The sequence below is a fragment of the Microbispora cellulosiformans genome, assembly GCF_008728085.1.
In the GTDB taxonomy this organism is placed as follows: Bacteria; Actinomycetota; Actinomycetes; order Streptosporangiales; family Streptosporangiaceae; genus Microbispora; species Microbispora amethystogenes.
Genome location: NZ_VYTZ01000007.1, coordinates 438857 through 455189 on the forward strand (window position 1 = coordinate 438857; position 16333 = coordinate 455189).

Below are 16333 nucleotides of genomic sequence, written 5' to 3' on the forward strand. Positions count from 1 at the left end.
CCTCCACTCGGATTCGGTCCGAAACTATAGGAGACGATCTATATGTCTGCTACCGGAACAGGAGAAACTGTTGGGTTCAAAGCAGACAATCGTCGGGTTCCGCGTTCTGTGATCGATTCGAGACTTATGCGTCTCCTTACTGCACTTGAACGCGGATTGACCCCGGCGGAGATTCGGGAGATCGCCACCCCTCACGAAGGGCTCATCGATGTCCCGACGAGTGATCGTCTCGACCCTGGCCGCCGTGGCTCTCGGCGCGGCGCTCCTGGCGCCGGCAGCGCCGGCACAAGCTGTACCGGCACAGGCCGGCCAGGGCGACCCGCTCCCGCCTACGGACCAGATCGACCTCTACCAGCTCGACAGCGCGCCCGGAACCGCGGCCACGCTGAACCAGAAGGGCTTCGACGTCGTCCAGCAGCACCCCTCACGCGACAACACGGGTGACAAGGAGCACGTCGAGCTGACGGCGACCCCCGCCGACGTCAAGAAGCTCCAGATCCTCGGCTACCGGCCCCAACCGGTACGCAATCCCCAGGGCCAGACGCAGCTGCAGGCGGCCAGGGCGCAGGCGGCCGCCGGATACACCGTCTGGAGGTCCTACTCGGAGAAGGGCGGCATCGCCGACCAGCTCAGGGCCATCGCGGACGCCAACAAGGACGTCGCGAAGCTGGAGTCGATCGGCAAAACCGTCCAGGGTAAGGACATCCTCGCCCTCAAGCTGACCGCGCTGGCCCGGGTGCTGCCCGACGGCCTGAAGCCCGCCGTGCTCTACTCCGCCACCCAGCACGCCCGGGAGTGGATCGCGACCGAGGTCGACATGCGGCTGCTGAAGTACCTGGTGGCCAACAAGGGCAAGTCAGACGTCGCGAAGTTGCTGGCCACCACCGAGGTGTGGTTCGTGCCGGTGGCCAACCCCGACGGCTACGACTTCACCTTCACCGAGGGCAACCGGCTCTGGCGTAAGAACCTCCGCGACAACGACGGCGACGGCGCGATCACCGGCGTCGACGGGGTCGACCCCAACCGCAACTACCCCACCAAGTGGGGGTACGACGAGGAGGGCTCCTCCAGCGTCCTCAGCAGCGAGACCTACCGTGGCACCGCCCCGGCGTCGGAGCCCGAGACGAAGGCCATGGACGGCCTGCTCAAGCGGCTCCGCTTCAAGGCCCAGGTCAACTACCACTCGTACGGCCCGCTGCTGCTCTATCCGCAGGGGTGGCAGGTCCAGACGACGACCGCGGACGACCCCGTCTATCTGGCGCTGACCGGGACCGACGAGAAGCCCGCGATCCCCGGCTTCGACCCCGGCGTCGGCGCCGAGCTCTACACCACCAACGGCGAGACCACCGACCACGCGCACAAGGCGTACGGCACGCTCGCCTGGACGCCGGAGCTGGAGGAGGGCTGCGACGGCTGCGGCTTCGTCTTCCCCGACGACGAGGCGCTGGTGCAGGCCGAGTTCGAAAAGCAGCTGCCGTTCGCGCTGGACGTCGCGAAGTCGGCGCCGAACCCGGCCGAGCCGGTCAGCCACCTCGGCAACACGGTCCCCGACTTCGTCGTCGACCCGTTCGACGTCGGCTACGGCACCGACCAGGTCGTGCAGGTCGACGCCAAGCGCAAACTCGGGCCCGTCCTCCTCAACTACCAGATCAACGGCGGGCGGACGAAGATCGCGCCGACGAGCGAGTGGAAGGGCGGCGAGCGGTACGGCGAAGGCTACGACACCTACTTCCACCAGCTCAGGGGCACGGTGAAGGGCGCCAAACCCGGTGACCGGGTGAAGGTGTGGTTCACCTCGCTCCTGAAGAAGAGCGACGACTTCACCTACCGGGTCTCCACGGACATCGGCGGGAAGGTCCTGGTCGTCGCGGCGGAGGACGTCACGGGGATCAGCCCCGCCCAGGGCGCGACCGAGGCGAAGTACGCCGCCGCCTACGTCAAGGCGCTGACCGGGTCCGGCTACTCCTCCGACGTGTACGACGTGGACAAAAACGGCCGGAAGGCACCCCACCCACTCGGGGTCCTGAGTCACTACAAGGCGGTCATCTGGGAGACCGGCGACGACATCATCCCCCGCGCGGCCGGGCAGCCGGGCGGCACCGCCGCCAACCTGGCCGAGGAGCTGGAACTGGCGTTCCGCGACTACCTCAACGAGGGCGGCAAGCTGCTCGTCACCGGCAAGTACGCGTTGTACGCCCAGAACGTCGACGGCGCCTACTGGTACGAGCCGGACTATCCGGCGCAACCCGAGTGCACGACGCTGAGCAAGCCGCCGTGCCTGGCGCTCAGCAACGACTTCGTGCAGTACTACCTCGGCGCCTACACCTTCGTCGAGGGCGGCGGCCAGGACGCGGACGGCGCCACGGTGCCGCTGAAGGGCACGAGCGGCGCCTTCGCCGGGTTCCTCGGCACGCTCAACGGCGGCGACTCGCCCGGGAACCAGGACAACACCTCCGCGTTCGTCACGACCTCGTCGGTGCTGCCGGTCGGCCGGTTCCCGCAGTTCGCCAGTTCGGCCCCGCTGAAGTGGCAGTACGCCGGGGGTTCGCCCTTCGCGCCGCACACCGGCGCGTGGGACGTGCAGAGCGGCCAGGCCGACCAGTCGTACAAGCGGCTGACGAGGACGATCGACCTCACCGGCAGGACCAGTGGAGAACTGTCGTTCTGGACGTCGTACAACACCGAGCCCGACTGGGACTTCCTGACCGTCGAGGCCCATACCGTCGGCCAGGACGACTGGACGACGCTCCCCGACGCCAACGGGCACACCTCGGACGAGCCCGGTGAGAGCTGCGCCAGCGGCTGGGCGGACCTCCACCCGTTCACCGCCCACTACCAGACGTACGACGGCGCCTCGTCGTGCACGGCGACCGGCACCACCGGCGCGTGGCACGCCGCCTCCGGCCCGTCGAACGGCTGGCAGCAGTGGACGATCGACCTGACGGCCTACGCGGGCAAGCAGGTCGAGGTGTCGATCTCCTACATCAGTGACTGGGGCACCCAGGGCCTCGGCGTCTGGCTGGACGACGCGACGGTCAAGGCCGACGGCGCGGTCGTCTCGCAGACCTCGTTCGAGGACGGCCTCGGCGGCTGGACCGTCGCGGGCCCGCCCCCGGGCTCGGCGGAGGCGCTGAACGACTGGACGCGCAGCGACCAGACGCTGGAGGACGGCGCGGGCGTCACCACGAAGGACACGGTCTACTTCGGCTTCGGCGCCGAGGGTGCGACGACCCAGGCCATGCGGACCGACCTGGTCCGCCGGTCGATGCGGCACCTGCTCGGGCCGGCCCTTCCGTAGGGCTCCCGCCGGAGAACCCGTGGCCCAGTCCTCGCCGTACGGCGGGGGCCGGGCCACGGTCGCGCCCGCACCGACACCGGCGCCGGCTCTTGCCAACACCGAGCAGAACATGATTCGGTCTCCGTGTGTGGTCAAGCGCGCGCCCGATCGGGAGGCAGGCATGCGGCAGCACGACACGCTGTTCGTCGGCGGCGACTGGGTGACCCCCGCCGGCACGGGCACGATCGAGGTGGTCTCCCCGCACAGCGAGGAGGTCGTCGGCCGGGTCCCGGACGGCACCGCGGCCGACATGGACCGCGCGGTCGCGGCGGCCAGGGACGCCTTCGACAACGGGCCGTGGCCACGGACGACGATGGCCGAGCGCGCGGCGGCGGTGGGACGGCTCGCGGAGATCTACGAGGCGCGCCAGGCCGAGATGGCCGAGCTGATCACGCTGGAGATGGGCGCCCCGATCACGTTCTCCCGGCTCGCCCAGGCGCCGCAGCCGCTGGGCATGCTGAAGTACTTCGCCGGTCTCGGCGCCGCGTTCCCCGTCGAGGAGGAGCGGCCCGGCCTGTTCGGCCCGGTGACCGTCCGCCGTGAGCCGGTCGGCGTCGTCGCGGCCGTGGTCCCCTGGAACGTCCCCCAGTTCGTCACCATGAGCAAGCTGGCCCCGGCGCTCGTCGCGGGCTGCACCGTCGTGCTCAAGCCCGCCCCCGAGACGCCCCTCGACGCCTACCTGCTCGCCGAGATGATCCACGACGCCGGGATCCCCGCCGGGGTCGTGAACATCGTCCCGGCCGGCCGGGAGGCGGGCGAGCACCTCGTCTCCCACCCGGGCGTCGACAAGGTCGCCTTCACCGGCTCGACCGCCGCCGGCCGCCGGATCGCCGCGATCTGCGGCGAGCGGCTCAAGCGGTGCACGCTGGAGCTGGGCGGCAAGTCGGCGGCGATCATCCTGGACGACTGCGACCTGTCCTCGGCGATGGGCCTGCTGACGATGGCCACGCTGATGAACAACGGCCAGGCGTGCGTGGCGCAGACCCGCGTCCTCGCCTCCCGGGCCCGGTACGACGAGGTGGTGCAGGCCGTCGCCCACATGGTGACGAGCCAGCGGGTGGGCGACCCCGCCGACCCGGCCACCGGCATCGGCCCGCTCGTGGCCCGGCGGCAGCAGGAGCGGGTCGAGGGCTACATCAGGGCGGGCGTCGAGGAGGGCGCCAAGCCCGTCGTCGGCGGCCTCGACCGGCCGTACGACCGGGGCTGGTACGTCGCCCCCACCGTCTTCGCCGACGCCACCAACGACATGCGCATCGCCCGTGAGGAGATCTTCGGCCCGGTCCTCACGGTGATCCCGTACGAGGACGAGGCGGACGCGGTGCGGATCGCGAACGACAGCGACTACGGGCTGTCGGGCTCGGTCTGGACCGGCGACGCCGAGCACGGCATGGAGATCGCCCGCCGGGTGCGCACCGGCACGTACGGCGTCAACACGATGCACACGCTCGACCCCAACACGCCGTTCGGCGGGTTCAAGGCCAGCGGCCTCGGCCGCGAGCTCGGCCCCGAGGGCCTGTCGGCCTACCTGGAGCACAAGTCCATCGCCCGCCTGGGCTAGCGTCCCTCCGGCCCGGTGCGGCACGCATGCCGCACCGGGCCGGCAGACAACTCAGCGCGCCCCCGCGACGCTGTGTCTCCCGCTTCGCCATCGGGGCGCTCGCATCCGGCAGGTCATGCCGGAGGCGTGCCATGAACGCTGCCCTCGTCGTGCTCTGGTCGCTTCGCTCCCGCGCACTCCTCGGTCCAGACGCCGGCGCGCCCCTCAGGCTCGCTCTGGTCGTATAGACGACCCTTATGCGGGTTTGGTTCGCGAAATCCAGTGACCAATTCTGCGGACCAGGTCGGGGGTGGCCGCGGCCTCGGCGTGGCCGTAGCCGGGCTCGATCCACAGCTCCTTCGGCTCCCCGGCGCTCTCGTAGAGCTGGTAGGCGTGTTCGACGGGGAAGAACGGGTCCCGGTCGCCGTGCACGATCAGCAGCGGCGTGGGGGCGATCATCGCCACCGCCTCGTGCGGCGGGAGCGGCACGGGGTCCCATCCCTCCACCGCGATCCTGGTCCGCTTGGCCAGCCGGACCGCCAGCCGCCCGTGCCAGCGCTCGATCGCCCAGTGGACCTGGCGCATGGGCTTGGTGCCCCGGTAGTACCAGCGGGCCGGGCCGCTCACCGCGACCACCGCGTCCACGCCCCGGTGCAGCGCGGCGTGCCGTACGGCCACGGCCGCGCCCATCGAGAAGCCGAGCGTGACGATGCGGCGGTAACCGATCGAGCGGGCGTGCTTGACCGCCGCGTCCATGTCGAGGACCTCCAGGTCGCCCACGGTCGACCGGCCGCCGGAGCGTCCGTGGCCCCGGAAGTCGAACGACACCACACCGCCGAACCTCGACAGGACGTGCACGATGCGCCGGGTGTCCGGCCCTCTCCACGTGCCGGTGAACCCGTGCGCGACCACGACGCCGAGATCGAGAGATCCGTTGGGCGTGTGCGCCGCGTCGATGCGGACACCGTCCGCGGTGCGCAGCATCGCTCCGTAAGCAGCAGCGAGAGCCATGCCTACGACCTTATTTCCCCCATCTCACTTCTCTCCCGCATGCCGCCTCCGCGCGACGGGGACACGTCACAGATCGGCGGTGGTGCGCAGCCGCTCCCAGGCGACCCCCAGCCTGACCTCCTCGTCGTCGAGCGACTCGATCTGGTCCCACTCGGCGTACCGGATCTCGCCGTGCATCCGCCGCACGAGGGCGCCGAGCAATGACGGCCGCCACAGCCCGGGACCACGCTCGTACCCGAAGAGCTGCCCGGCACGCCGCCGGGCGATCAGCAGACCGGCGAGCCGGAAGGCCTGCCGGACCTCCGCGAGCAGGGGCCCGTCCTGGACGAGGCGGATGTCCACCGTGTCGCCGGCGACCTCCCCCGACGGGCCGCGGACCGTACGGCCGAGCAGTCCGCCGAGCCGCATGGTGCCCGGCCTGTCCTCCCCTCTCTCCCACATGCTGAGGGTCCTCTCCGGCGCGCCCCGCGCGCCGCCCTCCGGAAGATCCCGCGCCGTGCCTTCGGGAGCGTCCCGCGCCGCGCCTTCTGGAGCATCCTGCTCGGGCGTGCCCGCCGCTCCCGGGATCCTGTCGACGACGTTCCTGGCCAGCCAGCGCTCCAGGGCCAGGTCCTGTGGGTGGCCGGCCACCCGCACGGCGCTGCCGACGTCGGTCACCAGACTCATGTCGACGCGGTACGGCCCGGGCCGCTCCTCCCCCCGGAAGAGGCGGTCGGTCTCCGTCATCAGCCATCCCGGCAGGCCGCCGAGCCGTGGGCCGAGTGCCAGCGGCCCCGACAGGATCGCGGTGACGTACGGCCGGTCGCCGGGCCGCACCTCCAGGTCGTCCACCTTGCACAGCAGGCGGTCGTCGCTCTCCCTGACGACCTGCCGGTCGAGCAGGTGCAGGCGGGCGTGCAGCACCCGCGCGTGCTCGTTCACGGTTCCCTCACCTCCTCCCGGCCGGGTCGTCACTGGCCCGCCTTCGTCGCGATCATCAGGGGGATGGCCGCGAGCGCCACGACGAGCAGCAGCACCATGTAGAGACTGCCCAGCACGTTGCTGAATCTGCCGTTGACCTTTCCCCCCATGTAGTCGGGATCGTTGGCGATCATGAGGACCGGCAGGTAGGTGAGCGGCAGGGCCGCGGCCGAGAAGACCAGCGAATACTCGGTCACCTTGATCGGGTCGATGGTGGTGAGGATCAGCGCGGTCGCGACGATCACCGAGGCGAGCACGGTCACGTGGAACCGGGCGGCGCGGCCGGGCACCACGTACTTGCCCCACTGCCAGCCGAAGTACTGGCTGAGCGAATAGCCCGACGACAGCGCGGTCTCCAGCGTCGCGCCGAACGTGGCCGCGAACACCCCGAGGATCACCATGCCGAGCCCGATCTTGCCCAGTCCCTCGGCGACCGGCAGCACCATCTGCCCGAGCGAGTCGGGCTCGGCCTCGACCGGCATGAACACGGTCGCCGCGCACGCCGCGATCGCCAGAGACAACGCGCCCCCGAGGGGGAAGCCGACGAACACGTTGGCCCGCGCGGTCACCAGGTCGCGGCGCGTCCACCTCTCCTCGACGCCTCCCGAGGAGAAGAAGAACACCTCGTACGGCGTCATCGCCCCTCCGAGCAGCGCGATCGCGTAGTAGAGGTAGGTCGGCACGCCCTCGTCCTGCGGAGGCCGGGTGAGCTGCGTGGTCAGCCCACCCCAGTCGGGCCCGAGCTGCCACAGCGCCACGATGAACACGACGAGCGCGAGCCCGGCCAGCCCGAAGACGCGTTCCATGGTCTCGAACTTCACCCGCCACATGACCAGCCAGGCGACCAGGGCCACCGGCGGCACCCACAGCAGGTAGTTGAGCCCGGTCACCAGCTCCAGCGCGAGCGCGGAGCCGCCGATCTCGGCCGCGAGCGTGAGCACGTTGATGAAGAACGACGCCCCGAGGTTGACCAGTCCGGCGCGGGGGCCCATGCGCTCGCGGACGAGGTCGAAGACCGGCCGCTGCGACACCGCCGCGATCCTGCCGGACATCTCGGCGAAGACGCAGATCCCGACGATGCCGACGATCACCACCCACGCGAGGGACATCCCGAACCTCGCCCCCACGACGGCGTTGGCGACGAGGTCGCCGATGTCCACGAAGCCGCCGAAGGCCGTCAGGATGCCGAGCGTGACCGCGACGAGCCTCTTCATCTGTGCTTCTCCGCGAAGTCGCTCAGCTCGCCCGCGAGCCTGTCCAGCTCACGTGTGACCGCCGCCGGGTCCTTCACCCCGTCGCGGCGCCACTGGATGAGCAGGTCCTCCACCTCGGTCTCGGCCTCCTCGGTCAGGCGCAGCACCTCGTCCCTGACCCGGTCGGAGGAGTCCGAGGGCGGTTGCACGCCGCCGAACTGGTCGTTCACGCTGCTCAGGTCCTGCACCGCCTCGGTCAGCACCACCTCGGCGTACGGCCCGGTCATCCGGTCCCGGTACGCCACGACAGAACGGGCGAACCGCACGGCCGAGACGGCCGACTCGGCCGTCTTCCCGGCCTTGAGCGCGTAGTCGTGGTCGTCCCACGCGGGACTCACGCAGGCGGACAGCAGGAGTGCCGTCAGGAGGGCGAGCGATGCCAGCCGGGCCGACGAGATCATGTGCGCCGCCGCAACAGGAGGTAGGCGAGGACGAGGAGCGGCACGAGCAACTCCGCCCAGGCGATCAGCAGCACGAGTCCTTCATCCGTCACAGGGGATTCACCTGCCCGGACGGCAGGCCTTTACGCGGGTTGGAATGCGGGCCGCGGCGCAGGCGTTGAGATCGAGGGTCCCGGAGCCGTCGGCGCGTGGTGGCGATCGGGATCAACTAAACTGGTATGGCCGCGTCTTGCGGCTGCTGTGCGTCTCGCTTCGGTCCCGGGACGCGGACGACACCCGACGAACCAGAGCGAGACTTCCCTATGCCTATGAACACCCGCGACGACCTGCGGAACATCGCGATCATCGCGCACGTCGACCACGGCAAGACCACGCTGGTCGACGCCATGCTCTGGCAGTCCGGCGCGTTCCGGGCCAACCAGGACGTGGACGAGCGCGTGATGGACTCCAACGACCTGGAGCGCGAGAAGGGCATCACCATTCTCGCCAAGAACACCGCCGTCCGGCACGGCGGCATGACGCTGAACATCATCGACACCCCCGGCCACGCCGACTTCGGCGGCGAGGTCGAGCGCGGGCTGTCGATGGTCGACGGCGTCGTGCTCCTGGTGGACGCCTCCGAGGGCCCGCTGCCGCAGACCCGCTTCGTGCTGCGCAAGGCGCTGTCGGCGAAGATGCCGGTCATTCTGTGCATCAACAAGGTCGACCGGCCGGACGCCCGGATCGCCGAGGTCGTCGACGAGGTGTACGAGCTGTTCATCGACCTCGACGCCACCGAGGAGCAGATCGACTTCCCGATCGTGTACGCCTCGGCCAAGGCCGGCCGGGCGTCGCTGGCGCGTCCCGCCGACGGCGGCATGCCCGACTCGGACGACCTCGAGCCGCTGTTCGAGACGATCAAGCGGACGATCCCGGCGCCGGTGTACGACCCCTCCGCGCCGCTCCAGGCGCACGTCACCAACCTCGACGCCTCCAGCTACCTGGGCCGGATCGCGCTGTGCCGCGTCCACCACGGCACCATCCGCAAGGGCCAGCAGGTCGCCTGGTGCCGCACCGACGGCACCGTCCAGCGCGTCAAGATCTCCGAGCTGCTGATGACCGAGGCGCTGGAGCGCAAGCCCGCCGAGGAGGCCGGGCCGGGCGACATCATCGCCATCGCCGGCATCCCGGACATCATGATCGGCGAGACGCTGGCCGACCCGGACGACCCGCGCCCGCTGCCGCTGATCACGGTCGACGAGCCGGCGATCTCCATGACGATCGGCACCAACACCAGCCCCCTGGTGGGCAAGGTCAAGGGCGCCAAGGTCACCGCCCGCCTGGTGAAGGACCGCCTCGACAAGGAACTGGTCGGCAACGTCTCGCTGCGCGTCCTGCCCACCGAGACCCCGGACGCGTGGGAGGTCCAGGGCCGCGGCGAGCTCGCCCTGGCGATCCTGGTGGAGCAGATGCGCCGCGAGGGCTACGAGCTGACCGTCGGCAAGCCGCAGGTCGTGACGAGGACGATCGACGGGAAGCTGCACGAGCCGGTCGAGCGCCTCACCGTCGACTGCCCCGAGGAGTACCTGGGCGCGGTCACCCAGCTCCTGGCCGTCCGCAAGGGCCGCATGGAGCACATGACGAACCACGGCACCGGCTGGATCCGGATGGAGTTCGTGGTGCCGTCGCGCGGCCTGATCGGCTTCCGCACCGAGTTCCTCACCGAGACCCGGGGCACCGGCCTGGTCCACCACGTCTTCGACGGCTACGAGCCGTGGTTCGGCGAGCTGCGTACCCGCAACACCGGTTCGCTGGTCGCCGACCGGGCGGGCCAGGTCACCGCGTTCGCCATGATGAACCTGCAGGAGCGCGGCACCCTGTTCATCTCTCCCAGCACCGAGGTGTACGAGGGCATGATCGTGGGCGAGAACTCGCGCTCGGACGACATGGACGTGAACATCACCAAGGAGAAGAAGCTCACGAACATGCGCTCCTCCACCAGCGAGGAGACCGAGAAGCTGATCCCGCCGCGCGTGCTGTCGCTGGAGCAGGCCCTCGAGTTCATCCGCGACGACGAGTGCGTGGAGATCACCCCGCAGACCGTGCGTATCCGGAAGGTCGTCCTCGACTCCTCCAGCCGGGGCCGCGCCGCCGCCCGCGCCAAGCGAGCCAACTGACCTCGTCGGCCGATCACCCGGCCCGCGACGCAAAGAGCGGGTAAACGACGGGCATGGACGGCGTCGTTCCTCCTCCTCGGCTCGGCTCGCCGTGCTCTGCTGTCGGATGCGTCAAGCGTCTGAGGAGGACAGCGACCATGCCTCGCCCACCCCGTTTCGCCCCACCGCGTGTCGCCCTGGGTCTCCCGCTGGGACTCGCGCTGGTGCTCACGCTGCCCGGCGGCCTCGCCCTGGGACGGGCCGGCACGGCCGTCCCCCGGGCGTCCGCCGCTTCCGCGGCATCGTCACGCGCCGCCGAGACGGCCGCCGCCGTCGTCAGGGACGCCACCGGGCGCGTCCTGGGCAGCGTCCGGTTCGAGCGGTACGACCTGGAGAAGACCAGGGTCAGCGTCAGCGTGCGGGGGCTCGAGCCGGGGTTCCACGGCTTCCACGTCCACGCGGCGGGTGTGTGCGACCCGCGTGCCGTCGACCGGGCCACGGGCACGGCGTTCTCCAGCGCCGGGAGCCACCTCGGCCCGGGCACGCACGGTGCGGGGGCCGGGGACATGCCTCCGCTGCTGGCCGCGGACGACGGAACCGCCTCCGCCTCGTTCGTGACCGACCGGTTCACCCTGGAGGACCTCGCCGACACCGATGGCAGCGCGGTCGTGGTGCACGCCGGACCGGACAACTTCGCCCACATCCCGAAGAGGTACTTCCACCGCCCCGACTCCATGGGCGCCACCGGCCCCGACCTGACCACCCGCAAGACCGGCGACGCCGGCGCGCGGATCGGCTGCGGCGTCGTCAGACCGCGCGCCTGACCCCGCATGCCACGTCAGCGGTTGGTGCCCGTCAGCGGTTGGTGTACGTCTTCCCCGGTGCGGGGCTGCCGAGCAGTTCGGAGACGGTCACGTACGTGAAGCCCTTGCGGTCGAGTTCGTCGAGCAGGTGGGGCAGCGCCTGCACGGTCGTGGGATGGATGTCGTGCATGAGCACGATGTCGCCCGGCTTGGCCGCGGCGCTGCGCTGGGCGATCACCGTCGGGTTGCGGTTGAGCCAGTCGAGGGTGTCGACCGCCCACAGGATCTGCGCGAGCCCCTCCTGCTTCGACTCCTCCTCCACCGACTTGTTCGTCGCGCCGTACGGCGGGCGTATGAGCCGCATCCGCACGCCGGTGACCGCGCGCACGGCCTCCTGGGTCCGCTCCAGCTCGCGCCGCATGGCCTCGGTCGAGAGGCCGGACAGCGAGGCGTGGTCCCAGGAGTGGTTGCCGAGCTCGTGCCCCTCCGAGGCCATGCGGCGGACGAAGTCCCGGGTCTCCCCTGTGATCATCTGGCCGAGCATGAAGAACGTGGCCCGGGCGTGATGCGCGGCGAGCAGGTCGAGCACGTGCCCGGTGTACTCGGCGGGCCCGTCGTCGAAGGTCAGCGCCACGCACCGGTGCTGCCGGCAGTCGACCTGCCGGGGCGGCGGCACCGCGGGCAGGCGCGGCCCGGGCGCTCCCCGCTGCGCCCCGGCGAGCCGCCAGCGCAGCAGGTCGGCGTCGAACCGCCGCACCGGCCCGAAACGGAAGTGTGGCGCGACGGCCCGCACCGCCTTGCGCTCGGCGCCCCGCAGCGGGGGCGCGGACCTGTTCTGGGCGCATCCGGCGAGCAGCGCCAACGACAGCAGCACGTATCCGATCCGCATCCGACCCCCCGGAGCAGGCGGGGGGCCACGAACGTCACGGATAGCCGCCGGCGGCTCCCCCCCGCAGAACTCTGTCCAGCTCCTCCCACCAGGGCGGCACGTCCGCCTTGAGTTCGGCGTGTCTGCGAGCCACCCGGACGGCGCACCCTGCGGGATCCGTACCCAGGTGCCGGCACTTCACGGCACCCTCGCGCCAACGGTAAAAACCGTCACGGAAGGTCACGACGAGGCCGATCCACACCGAGAGGGTAGCCTCGTCGCCGATCTCGTACGCGTCGGCCACCCCGAGCGCGGCGAGTTCCGCGCGAAGTTTTTCCACCGCGACCCGCGACTCACTCACCGGACACCGCCCCCCGCCCACCAGACACGCACAAAAAGGGATGTACCCAAGCTTGAGGCGGCGCTTTCCGATTCATTCTGTAATCATCGGCCACGCAGCGTCACCGCGCAGCCCTTACTAGTGAGTCATGTGGCCCCGGCGCACTGCTCAGGGTGAGGGGTCTCTGGGTTCGGTGACGACCATCACGAACCGCAGCGGCGCGTCGCCCTCGTTGGCGTACCGGTGCGGGCGGTCGGCGCTGAACACGACCGCGTCGCCGGTTCCGACGACGTGGCTCCGGCCGTACACCCCGAGGGTGAGCCGCCCCTCCAGCACGGTGAGCATCTCGCGGGTGCCCGCGGGGTGCGCGTCGCCGTCGTGGTGCTCGCCCGGCGCGAGGCGCCAGTCCCACAGTTCGAGGATCGCGGGCGCGTCGGTCCCGACGAGCAGGCGGGCCGAGCCTCCCCCGGGCTGCTCGAACGTCACGACCTCCGACTCGTGCACGATCCGCACGACCGGCGTGTCGGCGACCTCCACCAGGCGGGCCAGGGTGACGCCGAGCGCGTCGGCGATGCGCGTGAGCGTGTTGACGCTGGGGTTGGTCCGGCCCTGCTCGATCTGCACGAGCATGCCGCGGCTCACGTTCGACCTGGCCGCGAGTTCGTCGAGGGTCATCCCCCGGTGGGCCCGCTGGCCGCGCACGTTCGCGGCGATGGCGGCGGTGATCGTCCCGGGCTCAGGCATGGGTCAATTATATTGGTCTAACATTGCAGTCCATTGCACTATCCGTGAAGTCTCCTTGGGGGTTGGTCGTGACGGCGATCACGCTCGCGACCGCATGCGCGGTGATCTTCGGTACGGCCGACTTCTTCGGCGGGCTCGCCACCAGACGCTCGAGGGTGCTGGCCGTCGTCGTGCTCTCGCAACTGGGCGGCATGCTGCTGGTCGTCGCCCTGCTCCCGATCCTGCCGGGGCACGCGAGCACGGCGGCGCTGCTCTGGGGGACGGCGTCGGGCGTCGCCGGGGCCTTCGGCATCGTGCTGTTCTACCGCGGCCTGGCCACCGGCATGATGTCCGTGGTCGCCCCCACCACCGCCACGACCGCCATGGCGGTCCCGGTGGTCTTCGGCCTGGTCACCGGCGACCGTCCGTCACCCCTGGCGCTGGCCGGGGTCGCGCTCGGCCTGTTCGCCGTGCTGCTGGTCAGCCGCGAGCCGGGCGGCGGGGCCGGCCGCCCGAGGCTGGGCCCGGTCGTCGCCGCGCTGGTGTCGGGCGCGGGCTTCGGCGGGTTCTTCGTGCTGCTCAAGCTGGCTCCGGCCGACTCGGGGGCCTGGCCGCTGCTGGGGGCGAGGCTCGCGTCGATCACGCTCGTCGCCCTGCTCGCCCTCGCCACGCGCAGGGGCCTGCGCCCGGCGCCGGGCTCCCTGAGGGTGACGGTCGTGGCCGGCGTGCTCGACATGGCCGCCAACGTGCTGTATCTCTTCGCGGCGCAGCGGGGGATGCTCACCCTGGTGGCGGTCCTGGTGTCGCTCTATCCGGCGAGCACGCTGCTGCTGGCGAGGTACGTGCTGGGCGAGCGGCTGAGCCCCGTGCAGATCACCGGCGTCGGCTTCGCGCTCGGCGCGATCGCCCTCATCGCCGCCGCCTGAACCACCCCGCCAGGGGGCCAGGACTCAGGCAACACAGCCAGGCGGCACAGCCCGGCTCGGAGAGGCCGGGCTCAGGCGGCGCAGGCGGGTTCGGGGACCCGGACGACGCCCTCCTCGCGGGCGTAGCCCTCAAGCATTCCGCGCAGCTGCCGGCGGCCGCGGTGCAGGCGGGACATGACGGTGCCGATCGGGGTGCCCATCCGGTCGGCGATCTCCTTGTAGGCGAACCCCTCGACGTCGGCCAGGTAGACCGCGACCCGGAACTCCTCCGGCAGGGCGCGCAGGGCGTTCATCACGACGCTGTCGGGGATCAGGTCGAGCGCCTCGGTCTCGGCGGAGCGCAGGCCGGTCGACATGTGCGACTCCGCCGCGGCGAGCTGCCAGTCCTCGATCTCCTCGGCGGCCGACAGCTTGGGCGACCGCTGCCTCTTCCGATAGTCGTTGATGAAGTTGTTGGTCAGGATCCTGTGCAGCCACGCCTTGAGGTTCGTGCCCTCGCGGAACTGGTGGTAGGAGGTGTAGGCCTTGGCGACCGTCTCCTGGACCAGGTCCTCCGCGTCGGCGGGGTTGCGCGTCAGGCGCATGGCGGAGGCGTAGAGCTGGCTCGTCACCGGCACGACCTCACGCTCGAACCATGTCTGCCGCTGCTCGTCGGTCGAGATCATCTCTTCCCCCTACGGAACTTATCCCCCGTTACCCGTCCGGCCCGAACACATGCGAGGACGACCGTTCATTGTTCTGCCAAGGACATCGTGCCGGTCGGGGCCTAAGCACGCCGTTAGCTCGTCCGGAGCGGTCATTCCTCGTCCCTCAGCCCCATCGCTCAGCGCCGTCGCTTCCGGGGGCCGGTCCCACGCGGCCAGGTCACGCGCAGGCCGAACAAGTCTCATTAGCGTAACACTGAAGGCTCAATCCGGCGTAAAATGTGGCGGACTTCACTGGCTACAGTGGCGCCATGAACCACCTGGACCGGCATGACGCCGCGACACGGGCATGGGTGGCCGACGCCATCCAGGCCGTCGAGGCCGACGCCAACCGAAGCTGTGACACTCATCTCCACGCCTTCCCGCTCCCCTCGCACTGGGGTGTCGACCTCTATCTAAAAGACGAGTCGGTGCACCCCACCGGTTCACTCAAGCACCGTCTCGCCCGGTCCCTTTTTCTGTACGGCCTCGCCAACGGCTGGATCGGCCCCAGCACGACGATCATCGAGGCGTCCAGCGGGTCGACCGCCGTGAGCGAGGCGTACTTCGCCCGCCTTCTCGGCCTGCCGTTCATCGCGGTGATCCCGGCGGGCACGTCCCCGGAGAAGCGGGAGATCATCGAGTTCTACGGTGGCAAGTGTCACCTCGTGGACGACCCCAGGGCCATCTACGACGAATCGCACCGCCTGGCCGCCGAGACCGGCGGCCACTACATGGACCAGTTCACCTACGCCGAACGGGCGACGGACTGGCGGGGCAACAACAACATCGCCGAGAGCATCTTCCAGCAGATGGCCCTGGAGCGGCACCCGGAGCCGGCCTGGATCGTGGTCGGCGCGGGGACCGGCGGGACCTCGGCGACGATCGGCCGCTACATCCGCTACCGCCGCCACCAGACCCGGCTGTGCGTGGCCGACCCGGAGGGCTCGGCGTTCTACCCGTCCTGGGTCTCCGGCGAGGAGCGCGACGGCGCCGGATCGCGGATCGAGGGGATCGGCCGGCCGAGGGTCGAGCCGTCGTTCCTGCCGACGGTCATCGACCGGATGTGCCAGGTCCCGGACGCCCTGTCGATCGCGGCCATGCACTGGGTCAGGGAGGTCACCCGCCGGGAGGTCGGCGGCTCGACCGGCACCAACATCGCGGCGGCCGTACGGATCATCGGGGAGATGCGCGAACGCGGCGAGCGGGGCAGCGTGGTCACCCTGATCTGCGACGGCGCGGAGCGCTATCGCGACACCTACGGAAGCCCGCGCTGGCTCGCCGGGCAGGGCATCGACATCGGGCCGCACCTCGCCGGCCTGCGCGCGTTCCTCGCGAGCTGACCGGCGCCCGGCC

General features: G+C 70.7%; 14 protein-coding genes. 6 read left to right on the forward strand and 8 right to left on the reverse strand.

The genetic code is table 11. From position 1 onward, the window contains the following. Positions 1-208: 208 nt before the first annotated feature. Together F5972_RS21790 and F5972_RS21795 are read left to right on the forward strand one after the other, a co-directional pair. The gene (locus tag F5972_RS21790) at positions 209-3298 is read left to right on the forward strand and encodes a M14 family metallopeptidase (protein WP_150935418.1); all 3090 of its coding nucleotides are present in this window, start codon (positions 209-211) and stop codon (positions 3296-3298) included. 160 nt (positions 3299-3458) lie between these two features. Continuing rightward, on the forward strand, positions 3459-4895 hold the full coding sequence (locus F5972_RS21795) for an aldehyde dehydrogenase (RefSeq protein ID WP_150935419.1): 1437 nt from the start codon (positions 3459-3461) through the stop codon (positions 4893-4895). Between the two features lie 234 nt (positions 4896-5129). Here F5972_RS21795 and F5972_RS21800 read toward each other — a convergent pair whose 3' ends face one another. The 4 genes from F5972_RS21800 to F5972_RS21815 all read right to left on the reverse strand — a co-directional run bounded on the left by F5972_RS21800 (position 5130) and on the right by F5972_RS21815 (position 8499). Beyond that, a complete protein-coding gene (locus F5972_RS21800) occupies positions 5130-5885 on the reverse strand; it encodes an alpha/beta hydrolase (protein ID WP_225311717.1) in 756 nt (251 codons plus the stop codon). A gap of 66 nt (positions 5886-5951) precedes the next feature. After that, entirely contained in the window at positions 5952-6806 is an 855-nt protein-coding gene (locus F5972_RS37410) for a hypothetical protein (RefSeq protein WP_191910256.1), read from the reverse strand. A gap of 29 nt (positions 6807-6835) precedes the next feature. Further along, positions 6836-8059: an NRAMP family divalent metal transporter gene (locus F5972_RS21810; RefSeq protein ID WP_150935420.1), complete on the reverse strand. Its 1224-nt coding sequence runs from the start codon at positions 8057-8059 to the stop codon at positions 6836-6838. Beyond that, complete coding sequence (locus F5972_RS21815; RefSeq protein ID WP_150935421.1) at positions 8056-8499, reverse strand: hypothetical protein; 444 nt, start codon at positions 8497-8499, stop codon at positions 8056-8058. The genes F5972_RS21810 and F5972_RS21815 overlap by 4 nt, the downstream gene beginning before the upstream one ends. A gap of 302 nt (positions 8500-8801) precedes the next feature. On the opposite strand from F5972_RS21815, the gene typA reads away from it, so the two are divergent. Next, entirely contained in the window at positions 8802-10655 is a 1854-nt protein-coding gene (typA, locus tag F5972_RS21820; protein ID WP_150935422.1) for a translational GTPase TypA, read from the forward strand. A 137-nt stretch (positions 10656-10792) separates the two neighbouring features. Next, positions 10793-11458 carry a superoxide dismutase family protein gene (locus F5972_RS21825; protein WP_150935423.1) on the forward strand — a complete coding sequence of 222 codons (666 nt, stop codon included), beginning with the start codon at positions 10793-10795 and terminating at the stop codon, positions 11456-11458. Between the two features lie 31 nt (positions 11459-11489). Here F5972_RS21825 and F5972_RS21830 read toward each other — a convergent pair whose 3' ends face one another. The 3 genes from F5972_RS21830 to F5972_RS21840 all read right to left on the reverse strand — a co-directional run bounded on the left by F5972_RS21830 (position 11490) and on the right by F5972_RS21840 (position 13389). Continuing rightward, positions 11490-12326, reverse strand: a complete 837-nt coding sequence (locus tag F5972_RS21830; RefSeq protein WP_150935424.1) for a polysaccharide deacetylase family protein — start codon at positions 12324-12326, stop codon at positions 11490-11492. A 34-nt stretch (positions 12327-12360) separates the two neighbouring features. After that, complete coding sequence (locus F5972_RS21835) at positions 12361-12666, reverse strand: hypothetical protein (RefSeq protein ID WP_117408427.1); 306 nt, start codon at positions 12664-12666, stop codon at positions 12361-12363. Between the two features lie 147 nt (positions 12667-12813). Continuing rightward, positions 12814-13389, reverse strand: coding sequence for a helix-turn-helix domain-containing protein (locus F5972_RS21840; protein ID WP_150935425.1), 576 nt, complete (start codon positions 13387-13389; stop codon positions 12814-12816). A 68-nt stretch (positions 13390-13457) separates the two neighbouring features. Here F5972_RS21840 and F5972_RS21845 point away from each other — a divergent pair, with 68 nt between their 5' ends. Beyond that, positions 13458-14294, forward strand: coding sequence for a DMT family transporter (locus F5972_RS21845; protein WP_150935426.1), 837 nt, complete (start codon positions 13458-13460; stop codon positions 14292-14294). A 71-nt stretch (positions 14295-14365) separates the two neighbouring features. On the opposite strand, the gene F5972_RS21850 is transcribed toward F5972_RS21845, so the two are convergent. Beyond that, positions 14366-14959, reverse strand: a complete 594-nt coding sequence (locus F5972_RS21850) for a sigma-70 family RNA polymerase sigma factor (protein WP_117408425.1) — start codon at positions 14957-14959, stop codon at positions 14366-14368. Between the two features lie 290 nt (positions 14960-15249). Between F5972_RS21850 and F5972_RS21855 the strand changes: the two genes are divergently transcribed. Beyond that, positions 15250-16320: a PLP-dependent cysteine synthase family protein gene (locus F5972_RS21855; protein ID WP_150935427.1), complete on the forward strand. Its 1071-nt coding sequence runs from the start codon at positions 15250-15252 to the stop codon at positions 16318-16320. The last annotated feature ends 13 nt before the right edge of the window (positions 16321-16333 follow it).

Excerpts from the sequence above, each read along its gene's own strand:
- F5972_RS21790 (WP_150935418.1), top strand. The coding sequence starts at position 209 with ATGTCCCGACGAGTGATCGTCTCGACCCTGGCCGCCGTGGCTCTCGGC.
- F5972_RS21795 (WP_150935419.1), top strand. The coding sequence starts at position 3,459 with ATGCGGCAGCACGACACGCTGTTCGTCGGCGGCGACTGGGTGACCCCC.
- F5972_RS21800 (WP_225311717.1), bottom strand. The coding sequence starts at position 5,885 with ATGGCTCTCGCTGCTGCTTACGGAGCGATGCTGCGCACCGCGGACGGT.
- F5972_RS21810 (WP_150935420.1), bottom strand. The coding sequence starts at position 8,059 with ATGAAGAGGCTCGTCGCGGTCACGCTCGGCATCCTGACGGCCTTCGGC.
- F5972_RS21815 (WP_150935421.1), bottom strand. The coding sequence starts at position 8,499 with ATGATCTCGTCGGCCCGGCTGGCATCGCTCGCCCTCCTGACGGCACTC.
- typA (WP_150935422.1), top strand. The coding sequence starts at position 8,802 with ATGCCTATGAACACCCGCGACGACCTGCGGAACATCGCGATCATCGCG.
- F5972_RS21825 (WP_150935423.1), top strand. The coding sequence starts at position 10,793 with ATGCCTCGCCCACCCCGTTTCGCCCCACCGCGTGTCGCCCTGGGTCTC.
- F5972_RS21830 (WP_150935424.1), bottom strand. The coding sequence starts at position 12,326 with ATGCGGATCGGATACGTGCTGCTGTCGTTGGCGCTGCTCGCCGGATGC.
- F5972_RS21840 (WP_150935425.1), bottom strand. The coding sequence starts at position 13,389 with ATGCCTGAGCCCGGGACGATCACCGCCGCCATCGCCGCGAACGTGCGC.
- F5972_RS21850 (WP_117408425.1), bottom strand. The coding sequence starts at position 14,959 with ATGATCTCGACCGACGAGCAGCGGCAGACATGGTTCGAGCGTGAGGTC.
- F5972_RS21855 (WP_150935427.1), top strand. The coding sequence starts at position 15,250 with ATGAACCACCTGGACCGGCATGACGCCGCGACACGGGCATGGGTGGCC.